Below are 18,952 nucleotides of genomic sequence, written 5' to 3'. Positions count from 1 at the left end.
TATATTTTTTGTCCCCTGCAATATCGGTCGCTATTATAATAAGCAGTTATCGATTGCTCGCATTCACCACATTTTTGCCCTGTTTTTGTTGTTTATTTAACTGAGTTCAAAACCCTATGTCACAAACCCAAATTGATACACTTGCATCCCTATTCAATGATGCCATTCAAACGTTACAAGCCGATGGTACGCTACCTAATGATTGGCAAAATAACAGCCAAATCACGCGTACCAAAGATCTGAGCCATGGTGATTTTGCCAGCAATATTGCGCTGACTGCGGCCAAAGCTGCCAAAGCCAATCCGCGTCAGCTTGCCGAAAAAATCGTCAACGCGCTACCAGAAAACCAAGACATTCGCCAAGTAGAAATCGCAGGTCCTGGTTTTATTAATGTATTTTTAAACTCGGAAGCCAAGTTTTCGGTATTAGATGATATCTTTACTTTACAGGAACGTTTTGGTCTGAGTAATCAGTTTGACGGTCAAAAGGTACAAGTTGAGTTTGTCTCTGCCAATCCAACGTCAAGTCTGCACGTCGGTCACGGTCGCGGTGCTGCGTTTGGTATGAGTGTCTCAAACCTCCTAGAAGCAATCGGCTACGATGTCACGCGCGAGTATTATGTCAATGACGCGGGTCGTCAAATGGATATCTTAGCGACCAGTACCTATTTGCGTTATTTAGAGTTAAATGGTCAGCAAATCACGTTCCCAGTCAATGGCTACCAAGGTGACTATGTCAGTGATATCGCCCAAACACTAAAAATGCAACATGGCGACAGCTACGTCCATAGTTTTGCAGACGTTGCCAAGGATGCGCCAGAAGATGCTCAGTTTGAGATCAGTGCTGATGGTGAAAAAACGGTCGTCTCAGGCGATAAAGAAGCACACATCGACGGTTTGATTGCGGGTAGCAAAGTCCTGCTTGGCGATGGCTACGAGCTATTTTTAAATGCGGCATTAAGCAGTATCTTGGCCGATATCAAAGATGATTTAAATGACTTTGGTGTGAGTTATGAGTGTTGGTTCAGCGAACGATCTATCGATAGCGAGATTGAGCCAGTACTACAAGTTCTAGATGAAAAAGGTTACCTATACGAAAAAGACGGCAATATCTGGTTTAAATCGACCGATTTTGGCGATGAAAAAGACCGTGTGGTACGCCGTGCCAATGGTCAGTCAACGTATTTTGCCTCTGATATCGCTTATCACAAAAACAAGTTCGATCGCGGTTTTGATAAGGTTATCAACGTTTGGGGCGCTGATCACCATGGTTATGTCCCACGTGTAAAAGCTGCTCTATTGGCTTTGGGGATCGATGCAGAGCGTTTAGACGTAGTACTGGTACAGTTTGTGGCGTTATGGCGTGGTAGTGAAAAAGTGCAAATGTCGTCGCGCTCGGGTCAATTTGTTACCCTACGCGATCTGCGTGCTGAAGTGGGCAACGATGCGGCACGTTTTTATTATGTCGCTCGTAAGCCTGAAGTACATATTGATTTTGATTTGGAACTTGCCAAATCACAAAGCAAAGACAACCAAGTCTATTATATCCAGTATGCACATGCGCGCGTCTGCCGAGTGTTAGAAAAACTACAAAGTCATGGTCTTGCGGTAGATGATACGCTTGGTTTGTCACATCAGGACTTGCTGACCGCGCCCAATGAAGACGAGCTGATTAAGTTGTTGGCAGGATATCCGGCGACGTTATTACGTGCCGCGACAGGCTACGAGCCACACGTTTTGACCAACTATCTAAAAGAGCTTGCTGCCTTATTCCACGGCTGGTACGACACCAATCGTATCTTGCCAGTGAGCGTCACCTCAGGTGAAACGCCAAGTGCTGATGAGCTAGACTTAATGCAGGCACGTTTGCGTTTGTCCAAGGCAGTCAGACAAGTATTGGCCAATGGCTTGGGGCTGTTAGGATTGTCTGCACCGTCTAGTATGTAGTAACTTTCTAACATGTGGTAGCTGTCTGATATATGATAGTTTTCTAGCATGTAGAATGAGTATAGACAGCTGATAGCAATAAATTGATGATAGATAGATTCTGTAGGGAGAACCAGATCCATGCTAGCCAAAAAACCTAAAGGCGCAACAGAAAAGCGCAAATCAAGTAGCGTATCAGGCTTATTATGGATGTTTGTCGGTGCGATTTTGACGTTAATGATCGGGGTATTTATCTACCTTTCACCGTTATTCGATTTTAGCCCTGCTAATAGTAGCGCTGAGAATGATCCTGACAGGCAGGTACAGCCACGCGTTGATACAGATACTGATAACAGCGATTATGAGTTCTATGATATCTTACCCAATCAAGAAATGGCTACCATTCCTGATGAAGAGATCACCGATACGAACACTGATCAATCAGATAATATGGGTGCCTTCGAGCCGGATGTTGTTGTGACTCAGCCTGATGATATGGGTAATTTTGGTATCGCTGAAAGTACGACAATTGAGCCAAATGGTGGTAATAACGCAACAACCAGCAATGGTAGCAACGATATTGTTATCGTTGAAGAAGATGCGACTTATGATGAGGCGCCAGCGACCAATAGCAACAGTAATAATAATACGAGCAATCGGGCAAACAATGCAGGTGCTGGTACGGCAAGTGTGCAACCAGCTAAGCCTGCTACCTACATTTTGCAAATTAACAGCTTCGGTGATGCAGATGAAGCAGATCGTCGCCGTGCGCAAGTACTGATGGCGGGTGTCGACGCAAGAGTGGTAAAAAACACCACAGGCAATGGCTTACCAATTTATCAGGTCATTTCACGTCCAATGAATAATCGTCAGGCAGTGACCACTGCTCAGCAGCGTCTACAAAACAATGGTATTGATTCTATTATTGTCGAACAGCGCCGTTAGAGTGAAGGATGTTTAGTAGCATTAAAAGTCTGTTTATCAAAAAAAGCGTCGCAATGACGCTTTTTTTGATTCTAATTCTCTATAAAAAACTCTGTCTTTAAAATCTTCTATCTTTTGGTTTATCCAATTTTATTTTACCCTTTATAAAGAGTAAGGCCATGACTGTATCTGACTCAGCAACACCGCCATCCAGCTCGATCAAAGCTTTTTTTCAAAAGTATTTTATCGATGCATTCACAGGTATGGCATTGGGACTATTTGTCACGTTGATTGCAGGTCTAATCATCTCGCAGATTGGTGGATGGTTGGGTTTGCCAGCATTGGTGGCAGTTGGCAAGCTGGCCTCAGTGTTGATGGGCGCTGGCATTGGCGTCGGAGTTGCTTATTATCTAAAAGCGCCAACGTTAGTGATGCTTAGCTGCTTGGTAGCTGGTATGCTGGGTGCGCATTCTGAAGCATTAATGGCAGGAGAGCTTTTTACCTCGCAAGTTGGTGGCCCTGCGACATTTGTAGCGGTGCCGGGTAATCCAATAGGGTCGTATTTGACGTCTGTATTTGCCTATCGCGCTGGTACTTGGATCGCTGGCAAGACAAAGCTTGATATTTTATTGGTGCCGTTGCTGGTTTGCGCAGTGGCTTTATTGGTCTGCGCACTGCTCAATCCGCCCATCGTGGCAGGGGTTTCTGCTATTGGGCAAGGTATTCAGGCGGCCACTGAATTACAGCCATTACTGATGGGCATTGTCATTGCCGTTGTGGTTGGTATTTTATTGACACTGCCGACCTCAAGCGCCGCTATTTGTATTGCGATTGGACTTGGTGGTTTGGCGGGCGGTGCCGCAGTTGTTGGTTGTGCAGCGCATATGATTGGCTTTGCGGTTGCCAGTTTTAAGGACAACGGTATTAGTGGCGTCGTCTCTCAAGGTCTTGGCACCAGTATGCTTCAAATCCCCAATGTATTTAGAAAACCTTTAATCCTGTTACCAGCGGTTATCGCCAGTGCGATTGTTGGGCCGATTGCCACCGTTGGTTTTGGCTTGGCGTGTACGGCGACAGGCGCGGGTATGGGTACGGCTGGCCTAGTTGGGGTCTTTGGTGTCATTGAAGCATCACAAGGTATTATGAGTACGACGCAGCTATGGGTTGCCATTGTCTTACTGATGTTTGTATTGCCTGGGATAATCGCAGGTTTGGTTGCTTATATCATGCGACGTGTGGGCTGGCTAGTTGATGGCGATATGAAACTGCCTTAATAGCTGTATGCTATGGTCAGTCCCAAATAAAATGATGACAAATGTGGCAACGCGCTACTAAGATAAATGTTCCTTGTTAGCTGTGTCTGCGCGGATAAAGGCGACATAGCAATTATCTTCGCAGCAAGATATGTGTTTTATAGTGGCTTGGCTATATTTGGTCTGATTTGAATGATCATTATCACTCACGTACTGAGTAAAAAACCCAGCTGTCTAGTTAGCTGAGCTTTTTGATTTTGAGTGACTACGATAGAACGTCTTTACTTATGACGTAACATCCGTTTTATGATTGTGCTTAGAAGTACGTCGCGGTTTTAGCTTTCGAGAAAATTTGGTGATGTCGTTTAGCACTTGACTATAATGTGACGGAAAGACCCGCTGAATCGCATCAACCATCTTGGCATCATTGCCAATCAAGCAGCGCTGCTGATTGGTCGCGGCGGCATGTAAAATAACCCAAGCAGCTTCGCTGGCATCAAATTTTAACAACTTGTTAAAACTCTTAATGGCTTTCTCACCCGTATGCATGCCTACGTCACTGACGCTATCATTACCACGCGCGCTATTGGCAATATTTGTCTTAATACCGCCAGGATGCACGCAAGTTGCTGACACACCACAGTGTTGAATGTTGAGCTCTTGACGCAGGCTTTCTGTAAAGCCGCGCACCGCAAATTTACTGGCATTGTAAGCAGAGTAAGAAGGCTGAGCGGTCAAACCAAATAAGCTTGAGATATTAATAACATGACCGTGTTCTTTAAACTGGCGGGGTTGATTGTCTTGATGATCACTCGTCAATTCGCTTTGTTTGACACTGTTTTTGATGAGTGGTAAAAATGCCTTGGTGCCATAAACCACGCCCCAAAAATTGATATCCATTACCCACTCAAGCTCCTCAATACTAGCGCCTTCTATCGTCGAGGAGAACGCCACGCCTGCATTGTTGAAGATAAAGTGCACTTTGCCATGATTACTCATTACACTATCCGCCCATGCTTGCATGGCCTGATTGTCTGAGACATCAAGCACAGTCGTTGTGACGAGGATATCGTAACCGGCCAGCATGTCTTTGGTTTGTGCTAGCTGCTCCGCATTGATATCTGACAAGGCAACATGGCAGCCCATTTTTGCTAGATGAAGCGCAAGCTCGCGCCCCATGCCAGAACCTGCACCAGTGATAGCAGCAACATGATTACGATAATAAGATGCAATATCATCGTTCTCATGGTTGGAGGGGAGAAAGGGTAGGTGTTGACGTAATGATGTTGCCAGAGTGGTTATATTATTCAGCATGATAAACAATCCTTTGTTTAATGAGCGATAAGTGAGCAATAGACCAGTAATAATATTAAAAGTTAAATAGGACTATTTAAATAGACTATATACCTTAGCATGATTTATGAGTAGCACGGTTTACGTTTCATAGACGTGGCTGTCATTTCAGTCGCTCAATAAATAACTGCTAAAACAGACATAAAAAAAGCGTCTTAGCATAGGATGCCAGACGCTTTTTTATATAAGCCAGTCGATACTAAGTAAGATCGATCCGTTACTAGTTACGTGCAATTGATCTAAATTTTCCTTGCTTACTGCTAAACAGAGGCTACGAAAAATTCATTCCAATCGCACTATGTCGGTAAACGACATTAAGCAATCTTAGGGATCTTACCTTCGTTAATGACATCAGCATCAACCATCACAGTTTTGGCATCTTTCATCGATGGCAGCTCATACATGGTTTCAAGTAGCGCGTTTTCTACGATAGAGCGCAAACCACGTGCACCTGTTTTACGCTCCATGGCTTTTTTGGCGATGGCATCAAGTGCTTCTTGTGTGAAAGTGATTTCAGCGCCTTCCATGTCGAACAAATATTTGTACTGTTTCACCAAAGCATTTTTTGGCTCAGTGAGAATTTGCACCAAGGCTTCTTCATCAAGCTCTTGTAGCGCAGCAAGCACAGGCAAACGACCAATCAGCTCAGGAATGAGACCAAATTTGATCAGATCTTCTGGCTCAACCTGTTGCAGCAAATCTGAGCTGCGACGGCTGTCATCTTTTGAGCTAACATCCGCGTTAAAGCCAATGCCGCCTTTTTCAGTACGCTGCTGAATCACTTTATCAAGACCAGCAAATGCACCACCAACGATGATAAGAATGTTGCTTGTATCAACTTGGATCAGCTCTTGCTGTGGATGCTTACGACCACCGTGTGGCGGAATAGCAGCAACCGTGCCTTCGATGAGCTTTAGCAAGGCTTGCTGTACGCCTTCGCCTGATACGTCGCGTGTGATAGAAGGGTTATCCCCTTTTTTACTGATTTTATCGATCTCATCAATATAGATGATGCCTTGCTCAGCCTTACTTACATCATAATCAGAGGCTTGCAATAGTTTTTGCACGATGTTTTCGACATCTTCACCGACATAGCCTGCTTCGGTTAAGGTCGTCGCGTCAGCCATAGCAAACGGTACATCAAGCAGGCGTGCTAGAGTTTGCGCCAGTAATGTCTTACCAGAACCTGTTGGGCCAATCAGCAATATGTTGCTTTTGGCAAGCTCTACCATCGCATCATCCGCGCCGATTTTGGCTTTTCTGCTGTCACGAGCCAGCGTCTGGCTGACTTTTAGACGTTTATAATGGTTATAAACGGCAACAGATAACGCTTTTTTGGCAGCGTCTTGGCCAATGACATATTCATCAAGCTTGGCGCGCAGCTCTTTTGGCGTTGGTAGCTTTTTATTGACCCAAGAGGTATCAATCTCGCTATCGTCGTCATTGTCTTCGGCACTGTCTGCGATTAGATCGGTACATAGCTCAATACATTCATTACAAATATTGGCATCGTCAGCGGCAATCAGCTGCTGTACATCGCTTTTGGCTTTGCCGCAAAACGAACAATGCGGGGTAGTATCTTCTGCCATAAAAGGCGCTCCTAAAATTTAACGCTTATAAATATTCTAATGATTCACACGAATGACAGCGCTTATACGCTGAGGCATTCGATGATTAACAAGGTTTTGTCTCAATATTATAAAGAGTCAGGGCGACGCTCTAATACTTCATCAACCAAACCGTATTCTTTGGCTTCTTGCGCATCTAACCAGAAATCACGCTCGACGTCTTTTTCGATTTTCTCTACTGGTTGGCCTGTACGCTCGGCCAAGATTTGGTTTAAGCGAGCACGAGTTTTTAGAATTTCACGCGCATTGATTTCGATATCGGTCGCTTGACCTTGTGCGCCGCCTGAAGGCTGGTGAATCATCACACGCGCATTGGCGAGTGAATAACGTTTGCCTTTTTGACCCGCTGCCAATAAGAATGAACCCATGCTATAAGCACCGCCCATACAGATGGTAGATACTTCAGGTTTGATGAAGTTCATGGTATCAAAAATCGCCAAACCTGCACTGACTGAACCACCTGGTGAATTGATATATAAATGGATATCTTTATCAGGGTTTTCTGCTTCTAAGAATAACAACTGGGCGACGATTAGATTGGCCATGTGGTCTTCAACTTGACCGGTCAAAAAGATCACACGCTCACGCAATAGGCGTGAAAAGATATCAAACGAGCGTTCACCGCGTGATGATTGCTCAACAACCATAGGGACTAATGCAGCTTGCGTATTTTGCACCTCATTGTGCGCACTCATCAGCATATCAAAATGTGGGTTGGCAGTAATGCGATCATAATCTGTCATAAAAATGTCCTGTTTATACGTACATAAGATAAGGGTAAGAAAACGAACGACCAAGCTGTTATCGGTGTTTATCATTATAAGTATTGCCGCTGAGGGATAACACTCACTAGATACAGTGGTACGCTCTAGATGCTGTTCAAAATAATTGCACTAATGGTAACTTTTTTATTGGAGCAATGGTAATTTTTTCATGTGCAAAATGTTTTTCTATCAATAATAGGAGTGACTTCCTATTAATAAGGCGTCGATGCGCGTTTATCAAGGGGATTGCCTATAAACTGTTTATAAAAAAGATATATAAGCCCCAATAAAAATGCCCTAACAAGTTTGTTAGGGCATTTTATTAGAGCATGTTTCGATAACACTTAGCACTGAATGCCAGTAACTAGCAAATTGCTAAGTAATATCCTACTAAATTACATGCCTTGCTGCTGTTGTTGCTGAGCCGCTAGCAAGTCTTGATAGCTGACTTCTTTGTCAGTTACTTTACCTTGGCTGATCAAATAATCTACCACTTGGTCTTCTAATACCACAGACTCAATGTTAGCGCGTTGCTGCTTGTCATTGGTGTAGTACTCGATGACTTCTGCTGGATCTTCGTAGTTTTCAGCGGCTTCTTTGATGAAGGTTTCAACACGCTCTTGATCTACTTCTAAGCCTTTGGTATCGATAACGCGGGCAACGATGATGCCAAGACGGGCAGCACGTAGCGCTTGCTCTTCAAATAGCTCATTTGGCAGCATGTCTTTGTCGAAGCTGTCAGCGTTCGCGCCGAACTGCTGAGAGAAACGTTGCATCATCATGTTGCGTTGACGCTCGATTTCTTGCTCTAACATGGCGTTTGGTACGTCAAATTCATTCTTTTCTAGCAACGCATCAAAAGTCGCTTGCTTCACTTGGCTACGCGCAGCGTTTTTGATTTCGCGTTCCATGTTTTTGCGGACGTCTTCTTTTAATTTCTCAACGCCGCCCTCGGTCACACCGAATAGCTCTAGGAACGCATCATCGATTTCAGGTAGCTTAGATTTTTCAACCAATTTCACATTGATTTTGAACTGAGCTTCTTTACCCGCTAGGTTCTCAGCTTGGTAATCTTCTGGGAAAGTCACGTCGATGACTTTTTCTTCGCCAGCTTTCATGCCTTTGATACCCGCTTCAAAGCCTGGGATCATCTGGTTGCTACCGATAACCAATTTGAAGTCTTCAGCAGAGCCGCCTTCAAATTTTTCGCCATCGATTGAGCCTTCAAAATCAAAAGTGACTTGGTTGTCTTTAGCAGCCATGCCTTTTTTCTCAACGAACTCTTCACGTTGCTTTTGTAGGTTTTCGATCATGGTATCAACGTCTTCTTCACTCACTTGTGCAGTGTGACGTTCAACTTCGATTTCATCAATACCTTGTACATCTACTTCTGGGAAGATTTCAACAGTGGCTTGATAGACCAAGAAATCGTCTTCAAGTTTCACGTCGTCGATGTTAGGCATGCCAACCGCGCGGATGTCTTCAGATTTGATCGCTTCAAATACAGTATCGCGGATTACATCGTTGATCACTTCTTGTTGAATGCCAGCACCGTACTGAGAGCGGATGTGTGACATAGGAACGTTACCTTTACGGAAACCGTCGATTTTGGCAGTTTTCGCAACTTGGCGAATACGGCCTTCAACTTTGTTTTGAATCTTTTCGACAGGTACTTTAACCGTTAGCTGAGTCTCTTTATTAGATAGCTTGTTGGTTGTGACTTGTAAATCTGTAGCCATGTTCATTACACCTTTAGGATTAAATAGTACGTTTGATTTAATAGTACTTGGAGTTAAATGGTAATAGACAACCGCGCCTCAAAATATGAGCGTGTACGACGGCTTGCCGTTGGAATAAATAGGGGATAATGATAGCGCACACACTCATTATCGGTGCCAGAAGCAATCACCACTGGTACTAATGGTTGAGAATGTCGAGGTTATAGACGCTATCAAATATCAATCATAAACCGTTAATAAGCCGCATAATAACGTTTTTTGGCGAATTATACAGCCAAATTAGGGCTTTCAACAAAATTTTAAAAGTAGAACAGTATAATCTATCTGCTTATTAAAGTAAAAATTATCTGTTTGCTATGGTCAGTTCAACATGAAAACGATATAGGTATTTTGAGTTCGACTGGTAAGTATTTCTCTTGCTTGCTGTTCGTATAGCGTGACAGAGGCTGCAAAAAATGCTGACCAGTCATTCTATATTGGCGCTAGACAGATTTTATTATTACTTATATAGAAATCTATAACGACAGCTGGGCTAGCAATTGCTGGATCGCTTGACCACGATGACTGATGCGGTTTTTATCCGTAGGGGTTAGGCTTGCTGCTGTCGCTTGTCGCTCTGGCAACCAAAACAATGGATCATAACCGAAGCCACCATCACCGTGCGGCGCTTCTAAAATTTCACCCTGCCATAGACCTTGTGCGATAATTGGTAGCGAATCATCCGCGTGGCGCACCATGGCTAAAACGCAAACGAACATGCCTTTAATAGGCTGCTCACCGCGCATCGCCTGCAAATCATTGACAAGCTTGGCATTGTTTTTGTCATCATTACCGTGTTCGCCTGCATAGCGTGCAGAGTAAATACCAGGCGCGTTGCCCAGTACGGGAACACACAAACCAGAGTCATCGGCAATCGCAGGTAGTCCACTGATACGGCTGGCATGTCGTGCCTTGATAATGGCGTTTTCTACAAAGCTTAGACCATCTTCGACGGCGTCTTCGATGCCCAGCTCACCTTGCGGTACAATCGTTACATTCAGATTTGCTTCAGCAAACAACCTTTGAAACTCAGCCAGTTTACCTTTATTATTACTGGCGAGTACCCATTGGTTATCGGGTGCTGATTGGGTAGAGAAAGTTTTAGAGAGTATCGGGGTGTCAATGGTACTCATGGTATCATTCCGTCATGTGGATAAGGATGGTTTTCTGTGCGCTTGTAAGCATGGTCTATAACATTTGGTAACTGATACTCTCGGTCACGTTTGCTATACTAGCCCGCAAGCTACAGTGAATTATATCTTATGGCTTATGAATATTAAGTTAACAAACATATATAAAGCCAGCCACTTGGCGTTGGGGCAAAAGCAATAGCCCAATCAGTTTTGGCTCCATCATAATACGTGATACTGTGTTAAGCAATAACGTGTATTAAGCGATAAAATTTAATTCAAACAATAAACTCAGCCACTTTAGACCGCTATTTTGTGAAGTAAGAACAGTGTAGAATTTAGCTTTTATAACGTAACGGTCAAAAACAGCAAGGATAAAATAACTATGTCAAATATTACTTTACCAGATCTACCATATGCAAAAGACGCATTAGAGCCACATATCAGTGCAGAGACACTAGAATACCATCATGACAAACATCATGCTGCTTATGTGAACAAGCTAAATGAGCTATTACCAGGTTCTGGTTTAGAAGACAAAACATTGCCAGAAATCATCGAAGCAACTGCTAAAGATGAGAGCAAGCAAGGTATGTTTAATCAAGCAGCCCAAGTATGGAACCACACGTTTTATTGGAACTGCATGACGCCAACCAACGGCGGCGGCGAACCTACTGGCGATCTAAAAGGCAAAATCGAAGAAGATTTCGGTAGCTATGACAAGTTCCGTGAAGAGTTCAAAAACGCAGCATTGACTCAATTTGGTTCAGGTTGGGCATGGCTAGTCGCTGACAAAGTTGGTGGCAAATTGTCTATTGCCAAAACAGCTAACGCTGATACCCCACTTGCACATAATCAAGTAGCCGTATTGACTTGTGATGTATGGGAACATGCGTACTATGTAGATTACCGTAACCGTCGTCCTGACTATGTTGACACGTTCCTAGACAAGCTTGTGAACTGGGACTACGCAAACGCAAAATATAAAGGTCAAGACGCTGGCGTTGAAGAGTAATCTTTAACCAAGCATTTGATACAAAAAAGGACACTGAGAAGTGTCCTTTTTTTTGGTTTGGAGTTTGATCATAAAAACCAATGAGACAGTAAACATATCGAAGTAAGATAGCTGTGCTTGATACTAAAACTACTGACTTTGATAAAGTATGACCCAGACAAATAATGAGATGACAATAATGACAACCATACACACACCGCGCCTCATTTTACGAGACTTTGCAGAACATGACGCTGCTGACTTATTGGCATATCTGTCCAACCCTATACCCAGCTGTTTTGCAGGCGATAAAATCACCTCGATTGATGAAGCACTGACAAAAATTGCCAAAAGACAAAAAGTTGGTGATTATATTGCCGTATGTCTCAAAGACTCTGATAAGCTGATTGGTGAGATTTTCTTTATCAAAGAAGAGCCTGATACCTACTCTGTAGGCTGGAACTTTAATGAGCATTTTCACGGCAAAGGATACGCTAGCGAAAGTGCGCGTGCGTTTATTGATTTTTTATTTACCGAACAGGACGCCAGACGCATTTATACGTATGTCGAGGTTGACAATACCGCCTCACAAAAGCTGTGCGAGCGTTTGGGCTTTCGTCAAGAAGGGCACTTTGTAGAGTTTATCTCGTTTATCAAAAATGCAGACGGCACGCCAAAGTACGAAGATACGTTGCAATATGCCATTTTAAAAAAGGAGTGGATAGCGAATAACGATGCTGCCAGCTAACCTTTATCAATAAAAACGGTATTGATAGCGCTATAATACAGGCGACACGAACCTAAAATGCAGACAGGAGGATAGGGTGAATAAAGCGCGCATTGCAGTACTGGCCACATTGACACTCTCGGTGCTGAACCTGTGCTTTATGATACTCAGTGTATTGACTAAGACGCGAGTATTCCCCGATTATCCACCGATAGTCATCACTCTATTCACAGTGTTTTTGATCACTCTTGTGGTGCTCAGCATCTGGCAACTGTTTGCGGGGCTGGACGGTCAGACGATGCGTGGCAAGATACTGCAACTACTCGCGGTAGAATATTTTGTGGTGTATGTGGCGGACATTGCTAATATCTTTCCGCGCTCGGTAGAACCGATGGGGCAGACGCTGTTTATTATGGAGATGCTTGGCACTGGACTGGCGGTATTGCTATTTATCAGTGCAAGCGGGTATATTAAGTCTGCGCCTACACATAAGTCTATGTAAGAAATTATGCAGTGATTGCGGCGACAAGATGATGGCGTGCTGTTGATTTAGCCCCTGACTATTTAGGTAAGTTCCTAGACAATCTTGTGAATTGGGACTATGCAAACGCAAAATACAAAGGTCAGAATGCTGGCATTGACGTGTAATTTTTGGCTAAGCATTTGATTGATGAAAAAGGACGCCGCGAGGTGTCCTTTTTTTGGCTTATGAATAGCTGAGTCACCAGTACTCAGCACCGTAAATCTTATTATCTTCTAGTGAGTCCATTGAGTTATCGGTTATGTCATTGGCTTTTTTTATCAATGTTTCAATTAATTTTTGTTCTTTAGATTTTAAATGATACTTAGTGATAAGGGTTTCATAGTGGGCAGGATAATGTAATGTTGCTGAATAATGCACATACCATCTATTTTCTATACATGAAAGTATGAGCTCTAAATGACTCTCGCATTCTATTCCACTTAAATACAAATAGTCGCCGAGATTATACTTTTGAAGATCGTCAGCGTCCTGCCATTGAATCCTTGAAGAACCATTACCTTGATCAACCGTAGATAAAGGCGATATTTTAGTTTCAGGAATTTCAGAGAAGTAATTGATTAGTCTTGTATATCTTTCGATTTGAAAGTCAAAAAAATACTCGCGTTTTTCATAATTTGAGACGGCATTAGATAAAATACCTTCTAATACGTAGGATTTGAGAATTTCAGATGGTCGTTTGTCCCACCACCCATTAAGCTCTGAGTGAGGCGGTGACCATAATATGTATGCTTTTCCTTCCTCTGCATATTCTTCATTCTCATCAAGTTTTATAGGGTATGTTTTACCTGCTTTTGGTAGTAAGCTTTCTAGCTCTATCACATCCTCCCAACTTTCATCCCAACACAACTTTGACTATTGCATCGTTTGTAACAGCTGAATAGATTTTTCGTGCTCATTTTCTGGTTCTTTACGAGACCGAAAAAAATCAAATAAGTTCGCTAAGTTTATCGACATTACAACACCTCAAACCCAAACTTACCCAGCGCTTCTCGTAGCATCGCAATATTATAATAGGCATGCGCATTGACGGTGTTTTGAAAGAAAATATAGAGCGTATCAAAGTGCTGACGCTGATTGGCAATCGCTTGTGCCCAGTCCTGCATTTCCGCCTCGCTATAGCGATAATCATGACGGTCACTTGCGCTCATCGCATCCCACCAGTTCAGATTGTTGCCATGCATACGCAGATATCCAGTGCGCTCAGTGAATATCAGCCGTGATGGTGGCAAGCCATTTACTTTTGGATAATCGACGCTGCACCAAATCAACCCTTGCTCGCGAAAACTATCGACCACTTGCGGCGTGTGCCAGCCGTTGTGGCGAAACTCAACGGCGAGCGGATAGTCTCTAAACCAGCTGACAAGATTGGCGAGATACAGACGATGATCGCGAGTACGATCAAAACCATGGGGAAATTGGAGTAACAATGGTGCTAAAGCATTCGCTTCAATAAGCGGGGTGAGCGCCGTTAAAAAGGCCTCGGCATGCTCGCTTGTGCCTTTACGTGCATGAGTAAAGTCTTGATGGAGTTTTACGGCGAATTTTAGCTGACTGTCAGTTTGCACATAGGCTTTATCAACCATACCCGCAAAGGCTTTTTGCCCGATGGGTGCGTAGAATGTGCTATTAATCTCGACGGCGCCGTATTGTTTGGCGTACTCGCGTAAAAAGTCCATTTTTTTGGTGCCAGTGGGATACAGCGTACCGAGCAAGTCAGTATCGCTATAGCCACCAGTGCCAAGATAGATACGCGGGGTAGGGTTCCTGTCCATGTTGACCACTCGTTATTTTTTATAATTTACTTTTTATGATTCAGTTTTGGCTATTTTTTACGTGCCCATAGCCAGTCTATCAACGCCAGGAGCGCATCATTGTCTTTATTGATGCTGTAATCATCACGGCTTACCCCATCACTATTTGGCTCACGACTGCCTAGCTCACGAATGATCGCGGTGCGTCCGTCATCAAACAGTGATTGTGCATAGGTTTTGGCATTCTCCACACCCATCAATTTTACATAGGTGGATTTGTCCAGCTTTTCATCGCTACCAGCAGGTTTGCCAAGCGTGTCGGTGCTGGTGGTCACATCCAAGATATCATCTTGGACCTGAAAGGCAAGACCAATGTGCTGAGCACAATCCTGCAATGCCATACGTTGTAAAGCGGTCGCGCCAGCACAGATACCGCCCATTAGCATGGCCGCTTCAATCAAGGCACCGGTTTTATCGCGGTGAATGGATTCTAACTCACTTTGCGAGACGTCCTCTTTTGCTTCAGCATTGAGATCCAGCATTTGACCAGATACCATGCGCCGCGCCCGTGGTGCAAATACCGCGAGCAGCTGGCTTGCGATATCAGCATCAAAATGCGCAAAGGTCGGCATCTCTGCGGTCAATACCTCAAAGGCCAGCGTCTGTAGCACATCCCCTGCCAATAAAGCAGTCGCTTCATCAAAGGCGATATGGCAGGTTGGCTGCCCACGGCGTAGCTCATCATCGTCCATGCAAGGCAAATCATCATGCACCAGTGAATAGGTGTGCAGTAGCTCCACTGCTAGGGCAGCACGGCGACACATATCATAATCTGAGTCGTTCTCTAACAAGGATGCCAAGTCTTCGCTTTGCATGTCATTGGTTATATTGGTAGGGGTAGAGTCAACAAGACCTGATGCATCATCGGATTTTAAACTTGCTTCAGCCTTGTCCGCATTACCACTTATATTGTTATTTTCAGTGAAGCTCGCAAACACACTTGCGACCAATAGGGGACGTACCGTTTTGCCTTGACCAGTCATCACATAACGACAGGCGTCCATCAGCGGACTTGGGAGCTTGGCATACGTAAATAAAACTTCAATGTCTTGCGCCAATTGTGCGCGTACTGCGCGATGGAACTGCTCGGTATTTTTAAAAGACGGAACGCTTGCTGGCATCAAGCTTAGTATAGAAGAAACAGTCATAACCCAACCATTTATCAGAGAAGAATAAAAATAGCCCTAGTGTAGCATGATAGGCGATATTCCTTGTATGGCACGTAGACGCGCTGAATTATTTTTTGCCATTCAACAGCAAAAGGAAAGAAGATAATCCCATAAGTCCCCGTTACGTATTGGTGATTTAACTTAGTGGTTGAATGTGCTTTGATAATGGAGGAAGCTGAAAGGTTGATAATGACGGTTTACGCACTTTGATAAGTTCATTTGTATGATGTTAACAGGCACTTAAAGGACGCCGGACACGAGGTAAAGGGCTGTTATCAATTTAAGAGTGACTTGTGAGTATGGTATTAGCTTGTGACAGTCAGGGGCATAATCCCCTACACTAATTGGCGTGAAAGTCATCGTCAGACCGACAACTGTAGCAACTAAAGCAGCCGTATTGAAAACAAGAGTATATAAATGAAGCGCCGTATGATGTTGTGCAACACACTTAAAATAAGTACAGAGCAGTAAAGACAAAAACACGCGCGCTGGATAATAAAGATATTTTGACTGATTGACTTGCCAGCTGGCTAATACAATGAATTGTTTGTCTTCATAACGATTTGTTGTCATAAAAGGGCAGGCTGACGGTGCTATTACCCATTTTTCTAACAATAACGAGTTATGTGATTTGTGCCAAAACGTCGCTTTTAAGACGAAAGGTTTGTCGCATGGCTTTTAAGAGCTAGTTTTTATTACATCGTTCTATTACATCGTTTTTATTAAATAGCCTTTATGAATAACAAGGAGTTCCAAATGGTATACCAAGGAAATCGCATCACGGTGACAATGCTAGAGGATGGCATCGCCAACATGCACTACAACGCCGAAAACGAGAGCGTGAATAAGTTTGATGCCGAGACCAACAAGCAGTTTGGCGAAGCCGTTAGCGCGTTAGAAAAAGCTGATGACGTAAAAGGCCTTATCGTCACTTCGGGCAAAGGCGTGTTTATCGCTGGTGCTGACATCACAGAATTTGTGGCTTCTTTCAAAAAATCAGAAAGCGAGATCAAAGATTGGGTGGTTCATGTCAATGACGCTTTCAATCGTTTTGAAGATTTGCCATTCCCAAAAGTGGCTGCTATCAATGGCGCGGCAATGGGCGGCGGTTGTGAGATGACCTTGGTGTGTGAATACCGCGTCATGAGTGATAAAGCAATCATCGGTCTACCAGAGACTCAACTGGGTATCTTCCCAGGGTTTGGTGGTACGGTTCGTAGTACCCGTATCATTGGTATCGACAATGCGCTTGAGCTGATCGCCACTGGCACACCAAAAAAACCGCTTGATGCGCTAAAGCTCGGCTTGGTCGATGCAACGGTACCAGCTGACGACTTGCAAGATGCCGCCATTGATTTGGTCAAAAAATGTATCTCAGGCGAGCTTGATTGGCAAGCAAAACGTGAAGAAAAACTGGTGCCAGTGAAGCTAAACCAGCTTGAGCAAGCCATGGCGTTCAACAGTGCCAAAGGCATGATCTTTGCCAAAGCCAATCCTAAACAGTACCCAGCACCAGCCCTCGCTATCGAAGCCATCGAAAAACACGTCAATCTACCGCGTGACAAAGCAATTGAAGTTGAAGCTGCTGGCTTTGCCAAAGCGGCTAAAACCCCACAAGCTGAAAGCTTGGTTGGTCTGTTCTTAAACGATCAATTGGTTAAAAAACTGGCCAAACAACACAGCAAGCAGGCGCATGACATCAACGAAGCCGCTGTATTAGGCGCTGGTATTATGGGCGGCGGTATCGCGTATCAGGCAGCCAGCAAAGGCTTGCCAATCATTATGAAAGACATCAAGTCTGAGCAATTAGATCTTGGTATGGGCGAAGCCAGCAAATTGCTTGGCAAGATGGTTGAGCGCGGCAAGATGACCCCAGCGAAAATGGGCGAAACCTTAAGCCGTATTCGTCCGACTCTAAACTATGGTGATTTTAGCGAAACAGATATCGTCATCGAAGCCGTGGTAGAAAATCCAAATGTGAAGCGTAGTGTCTTAAAAGAAGTAGAAGGCTTGGTAAAAGACGATTGTATCCTAGCTTCAAACACCTCAACCATTTCTATCACTTATTTGGCCGAAGCACTTGCGCGTCCAGAAAACTTCGTCGGTATGCATTTCTTTAACCCAGTACACCGTATGCCACTCGTCGAAGTGATTCGCGGTGAAAAATCCTCTGAAGAAGCCATCGCGACCACTGTTGCGCTCGCTTCAAAAATGGGTAAAGTCCCTGTTGTGGTCAATGACTGCCCAGGTTTCTTGGTAAACCGTGTGTTGTTCCCATATTTTGGCGCGTTTGATTTATTGCTCAAGCAAGGTGCTGACTTTGCTCATGTCGATAAAGTCATGGAAAAATTCGGCTGGCCGATGGGTCCTGCTTACTTGATCGACGTGGTTGGTTTGGATACGGGTGTCCACGGTGCAGAAGTCATGGCAGAAGGTTTTCCTGATCGCATGAAGCCTGATTATAAAGGGGCGATTCAGCATCTATACGAAAACAAGCGCTTGGGTCAAAAGAACGGCGTTGGTTTTTATAAATACGAAACAGATAGCCGCGGTAAGCCAAAAAAAGTGGCTGATGACGCCACTTATGAGCTGCTACAAGCGACGAGTGACAGTGACAAGCAAACCTTTGATGATCAAGCCATCATTGATCGCACCATGCTGGCTTTCTGTAATGAAACCGTTCGCTGCTTAGAAGACAACATCGTGAGCACGCCTGCCGAGGCCGACATGGCAATGATCATGGGCGTCGGTTTCCCGCCATTCCGCGGTGGCCCTTGCCGTTATATCGACCAGATGGGTCTAGATAACTACTTGGCACTGTGTGAAAAATACGCGCACCTTGGCAAAGCTTATGAAGCCCCGCAAAAGATTCGCGATATGGCAGCCGCAGGCGAGACCTTTTACGCCACCGCGTAATAGGCAGTCATTACTAGGATGAAGTGCAGTACGTTT

The 18,952-nt window shown here is 44.2% G+C and carries 15 protein-coding genes and 1 pseudogene; 8 read left to right on the top strand and 8 right to left on the bottom strand.

The window, feature by feature from the left end:
• Positions 1 to 116 precede the first annotated feature (116 nt).
• From argS to A3K91_RS12450, 3 genes are all read left to right on the top strand, one after another.
• Entirely contained in the window at positions 117 to 1,946 is a 1,830-nt protein-coding gene (gene argS / locus A3K91_RS12460) for an arginine--tRNA ligase (protein ID WP_062845556.1), read from the top strand.
• Between the two features lie 120 nt (positions 1,947 to 2,066).
• The gene (locus A3K91_RS12455) at positions 2,067 to 2,870 is read left to right on the top strand and encodes an SPOR domain-containing protein (protein ID WP_062845555.1); all 804 of its coding nucleotides are present in this window, start codon (positions 2,067 to 2,069) and stop codon (positions 2,868 to 2,870) included.
• A gap of 158 nt (positions 2,871 to 3,028) precedes the next feature.
• Positions 3,029 to 4,123, top strand: a complete 1,095-nt coding sequence (locus A3K91_RS12450; protein ID WP_062845554.1) for a PTS sugar transporter subunit IIC — start codon at positions 3,029 to 3,031, stop codon at positions 4,121 to 4,123.
• 264 nt (positions 4,124 to 4,387) lie between these two features.
• Here A3K91_RS12450 and A3K91_RS12445 read toward each other — a convergent pair whose 3' ends face one another.
• The 5 genes from A3K91_RS12445 to rdgB all read right to left on the bottom strand — a co-directional run bounded on the left by A3K91_RS12445 (position 4,388) and on the right by rdgB (position 10,758).
• Positions 4,388 to 5,416: an SDR family NAD(P)-dependent oxidoreductase gene (locus A3K91_RS12445; protein WP_084387355.1), complete on the bottom strand. Its 1,029-nt coding sequence runs from the start codon at positions 5,414 to 5,416 to the stop codon at positions 4,388 to 4,390.
• A 353-nt stretch (positions 5,417 to 5,769) separates the two neighbouring features.
• Entirely contained in the window at positions 5,770 to 7,044 is a 1,275-nt protein-coding gene (gene clpX / locus A3K91_RS12440; protein ID WP_062845553.1) for an ATP-dependent protease ATP-binding subunit ClpX, read from the bottom strand.
• A 107-nt stretch (positions 7,045 to 7,151) separates the two neighbouring features.
• Positions 7,152 to 7,826 carry an ATP-dependent Clp endopeptidase proteolytic subunit ClpP gene (gene clpP / locus A3K91_RS12435; protein ID WP_062845552.1) on the bottom strand — a complete coding sequence of 225 codons (675 nt, stop codon included), beginning with the start codon at positions 7,824 to 7,826 and terminating at the stop codon, positions 7,152 to 7,154.
• 416 nt (positions 7,827 to 8,242) lie between these two features.
• Positions 8,243 to 9,586, bottom strand: a complete 1,344-nt coding sequence (tig, locus tag A3K91_RS12430; RefSeq protein ID WP_062845551.1) for a trigger factor — start codon at positions 9,584 to 9,586, stop codon at positions 8,243 to 8,245.
• A 515-nt stretch (positions 9,587 to 10,101) separates the two neighbouring features.
• Entirely contained in the window at positions 10,102 to 10,758 is a 657-nt protein-coding gene (gene rdgB / locus A3K91_RS12425; protein ID WP_084387354.1) for an RdgB/HAM1 family non-canonical purine NTP pyrophosphatase, read from the bottom strand.
• Between the two features lie 382 nt (positions 10,759 to 11,140).
• On the opposite strand from rdgB, the gene A3K91_RS12420 reads away from it, so the two are divergent.
• The 4 genes and pseudogenes from A3K91_RS12420 to A3K91_RS14250 form a co-directional block, all read left to right on the top strand.
• Positions 11,141 to 11,770 carry a superoxide dismutase gene (locus A3K91_RS12420; protein WP_062845550.1) on the top strand — a complete coding sequence of 210 codons (630 nt, stop codon included), beginning with the start codon at positions 11,141 to 11,143 and terminating at the stop codon, positions 11,768 to 11,770.
• Between the two features lie 178 nt (positions 11,771 to 11,948).
• A complete protein-coding gene (locus tag A3K91_RS12415) occupies positions 11,949 to 12,497 on the top strand; it encodes a GNAT family N-acetyltransferase (protein ID WP_062845549.1) in 549 nt (182 codons plus the stop codon).
• Between the two features lie 76 nt (positions 12,498 to 12,573).
• A complete protein-coding gene (locus A3K91_RS12410) occupies positions 12,574 to 12,978 on the top strand; it encodes a DUF8051 family protein (RefSeq protein ID WP_062845548.1) in 405 nt (134 codons plus the stop codon).
• Positions 12,979 to 13,031: 53 nt separating this feature from the next.
• Positions 13,032 to 13,124, top strand: a pseudogene (locus A3K91_RS14250) (superoxide dismutase [Fe]); the annotation flags it as partial.
• Positions 13,125 to 13,197: 73 nt separating this feature from the next.
• Here A3K91_RS14250 and A3K91_RS12405 read toward each other — a convergent pair.
• The 3 genes from A3K91_RS12405 to A3K91_RS12395 form a co-directional block, all read right to left on the bottom strand.
• Positions 13,198 to 13,839, bottom strand: a complete 642-nt coding sequence (locus A3K91_RS12405) for a hypothetical protein (RefSeq protein ID WP_136139150.1) — start codon at positions 13,837 to 13,839, stop codon at positions 13,198 to 13,200.
• Positions 13,840 to 13,973: 134 nt separating this feature from the next.
• Positions 13,974 to 14,792: a DUF72 domain-containing protein gene (locus A3K91_RS12400; protein ID WP_062845546.1), complete on the bottom strand. Its 819-nt coding sequence runs from the start codon at positions 14,790 to 14,792 to the stop codon at positions 13,974 to 13,976.
• A 50-nt stretch (positions 14,793 to 14,842) separates the two neighbouring features.
• Positions 14,843 to 15,979, bottom strand: a complete 1,137-nt coding sequence (locus A3K91_RS12395; protein ID WP_062845545.1) for a polyprenyl synthetase family protein — start codon at positions 15,977 to 15,979, stop codon at positions 14,843 to 14,845.
• 777 nt (positions 15,980 to 16,756) lie between these two features.
• On the opposite strand from A3K91_RS12395, the gene fadB reads away from it, so the two are divergent.
• Positions 16,757 to 18,916: a fatty acid oxidation complex subunit alpha FadB gene (gene fadB / locus A3K91_RS12390; protein WP_062845544.1), complete on the top strand. Its 2,160-nt coding sequence runs from the start codon at positions 16,757 to 16,759 to the stop codon at positions 18,914 to 18,916.
• The last annotated feature ends 36 nt before the right edge of the window (positions 18,917 to 18,952 follow it).

This window comes from Psychrobacter alimentarius, from assembly GCF_001606025.1.
GTDB classification, from domain to species: Bacteria; Pseudomonadota; Gammaproteobacteria; order Pseudomonadales; family Moraxellaceae; genus Psychrobacter; species Psychrobacter alimentarius.
Note: the sequence above shows the minus strand (reverse complement) of the source record. Positions and strands in the feature narration are given on the sequence as shown.

What these genes read in the sequence shown, in the direction of transcription:
- A3K91_RS12395 (WP_062845545.1), bottom strand. Translation starts at nt 15,979, where the DNA reads ATGACTGTTTCTTCTATACTAAGCTTGATGCCAGCAAGCGTTCCGTCT.
- tig (WP_062845551.1), bottom strand. Translation starts at nt 9,586, where the DNA reads ATGGCTACAGATTTACAAGTCACAACCAACAAGCTATCTAATAAAGAG.
- A3K91_RS12420 (WP_062845550.1), top strand. Translation starts at nt 11,141, where the DNA reads ATGTCAAATATTACTTTACCAGATCTACCATATGCAAAAGACGCATTA.
- fadB (WP_062845544.1), top strand. Translation starts at nt 16,757, where the DNA reads ATGGTATACCAAGGAAATCGCATCACGGTGACAATGCTAGAGGATGGC.
- A3K91_RS12455 (WP_062845555.1), top strand. Translation starts at nt 2,067, where the DNA reads ATGCTAGCCAAAAAACCTAAAGGCGCAACAGAAAAGCGCAAATCAAGT.
- A3K91_RS12415 (WP_062845549.1), top strand. Translation starts at nt 11,949, where the DNA reads ATGACAACCATACACACACCGCGCCTCATTTTACGAGACTTTGCAGAA.
- A3K91_RS12450 (WP_062845554.1), top strand. Translation starts at nt 3,029, where the DNA reads ATGACTGTATCTGACTCAGCAACACCGCCATCCAGCTCGATCAAAGCT.
- rdgB (WP_084387354.1), bottom strand. Translation starts at nt 10,758, where the DNA reads ATGAGTACCATTGACACCCCGATACTCTCTAAAACTTTCTCTACCCAA.
- argS (WP_062845556.1), top strand. Translation starts at nt 117, where the DNA reads ATGTCACAAACCCAAATTGATACACTTGCATCCCTATTCAATGATGCC.
- clpP (WP_062845552.1), bottom strand. Translation starts at nt 7,826, where the DNA reads ATGACAGATTATGATCGCATTACTGCCAACCCACATTTTGATATGCTG.
- clpX (WP_062845553.1), bottom strand. Translation starts at nt 7,044, where the DNA reads ATGGCAGAAGATACTACCCCGCATTGTTCGTTTTGCGGCAAAGCCAAA.
- A3K91_RS12445 (WP_084387355.1), bottom strand. Translation starts at nt 5,416, where the DNA reads ATGCTGAATAATATAACCACTCTGGCAACATCATTACGTCAACACCTA.
- A3K91_RS12400 (WP_062845546.1), bottom strand. Translation starts at nt 14,792, where the DNA reads ATGGACAGGAACCCTACCCCGCGTATCTATCTTGGCACTGGTGGCTAT.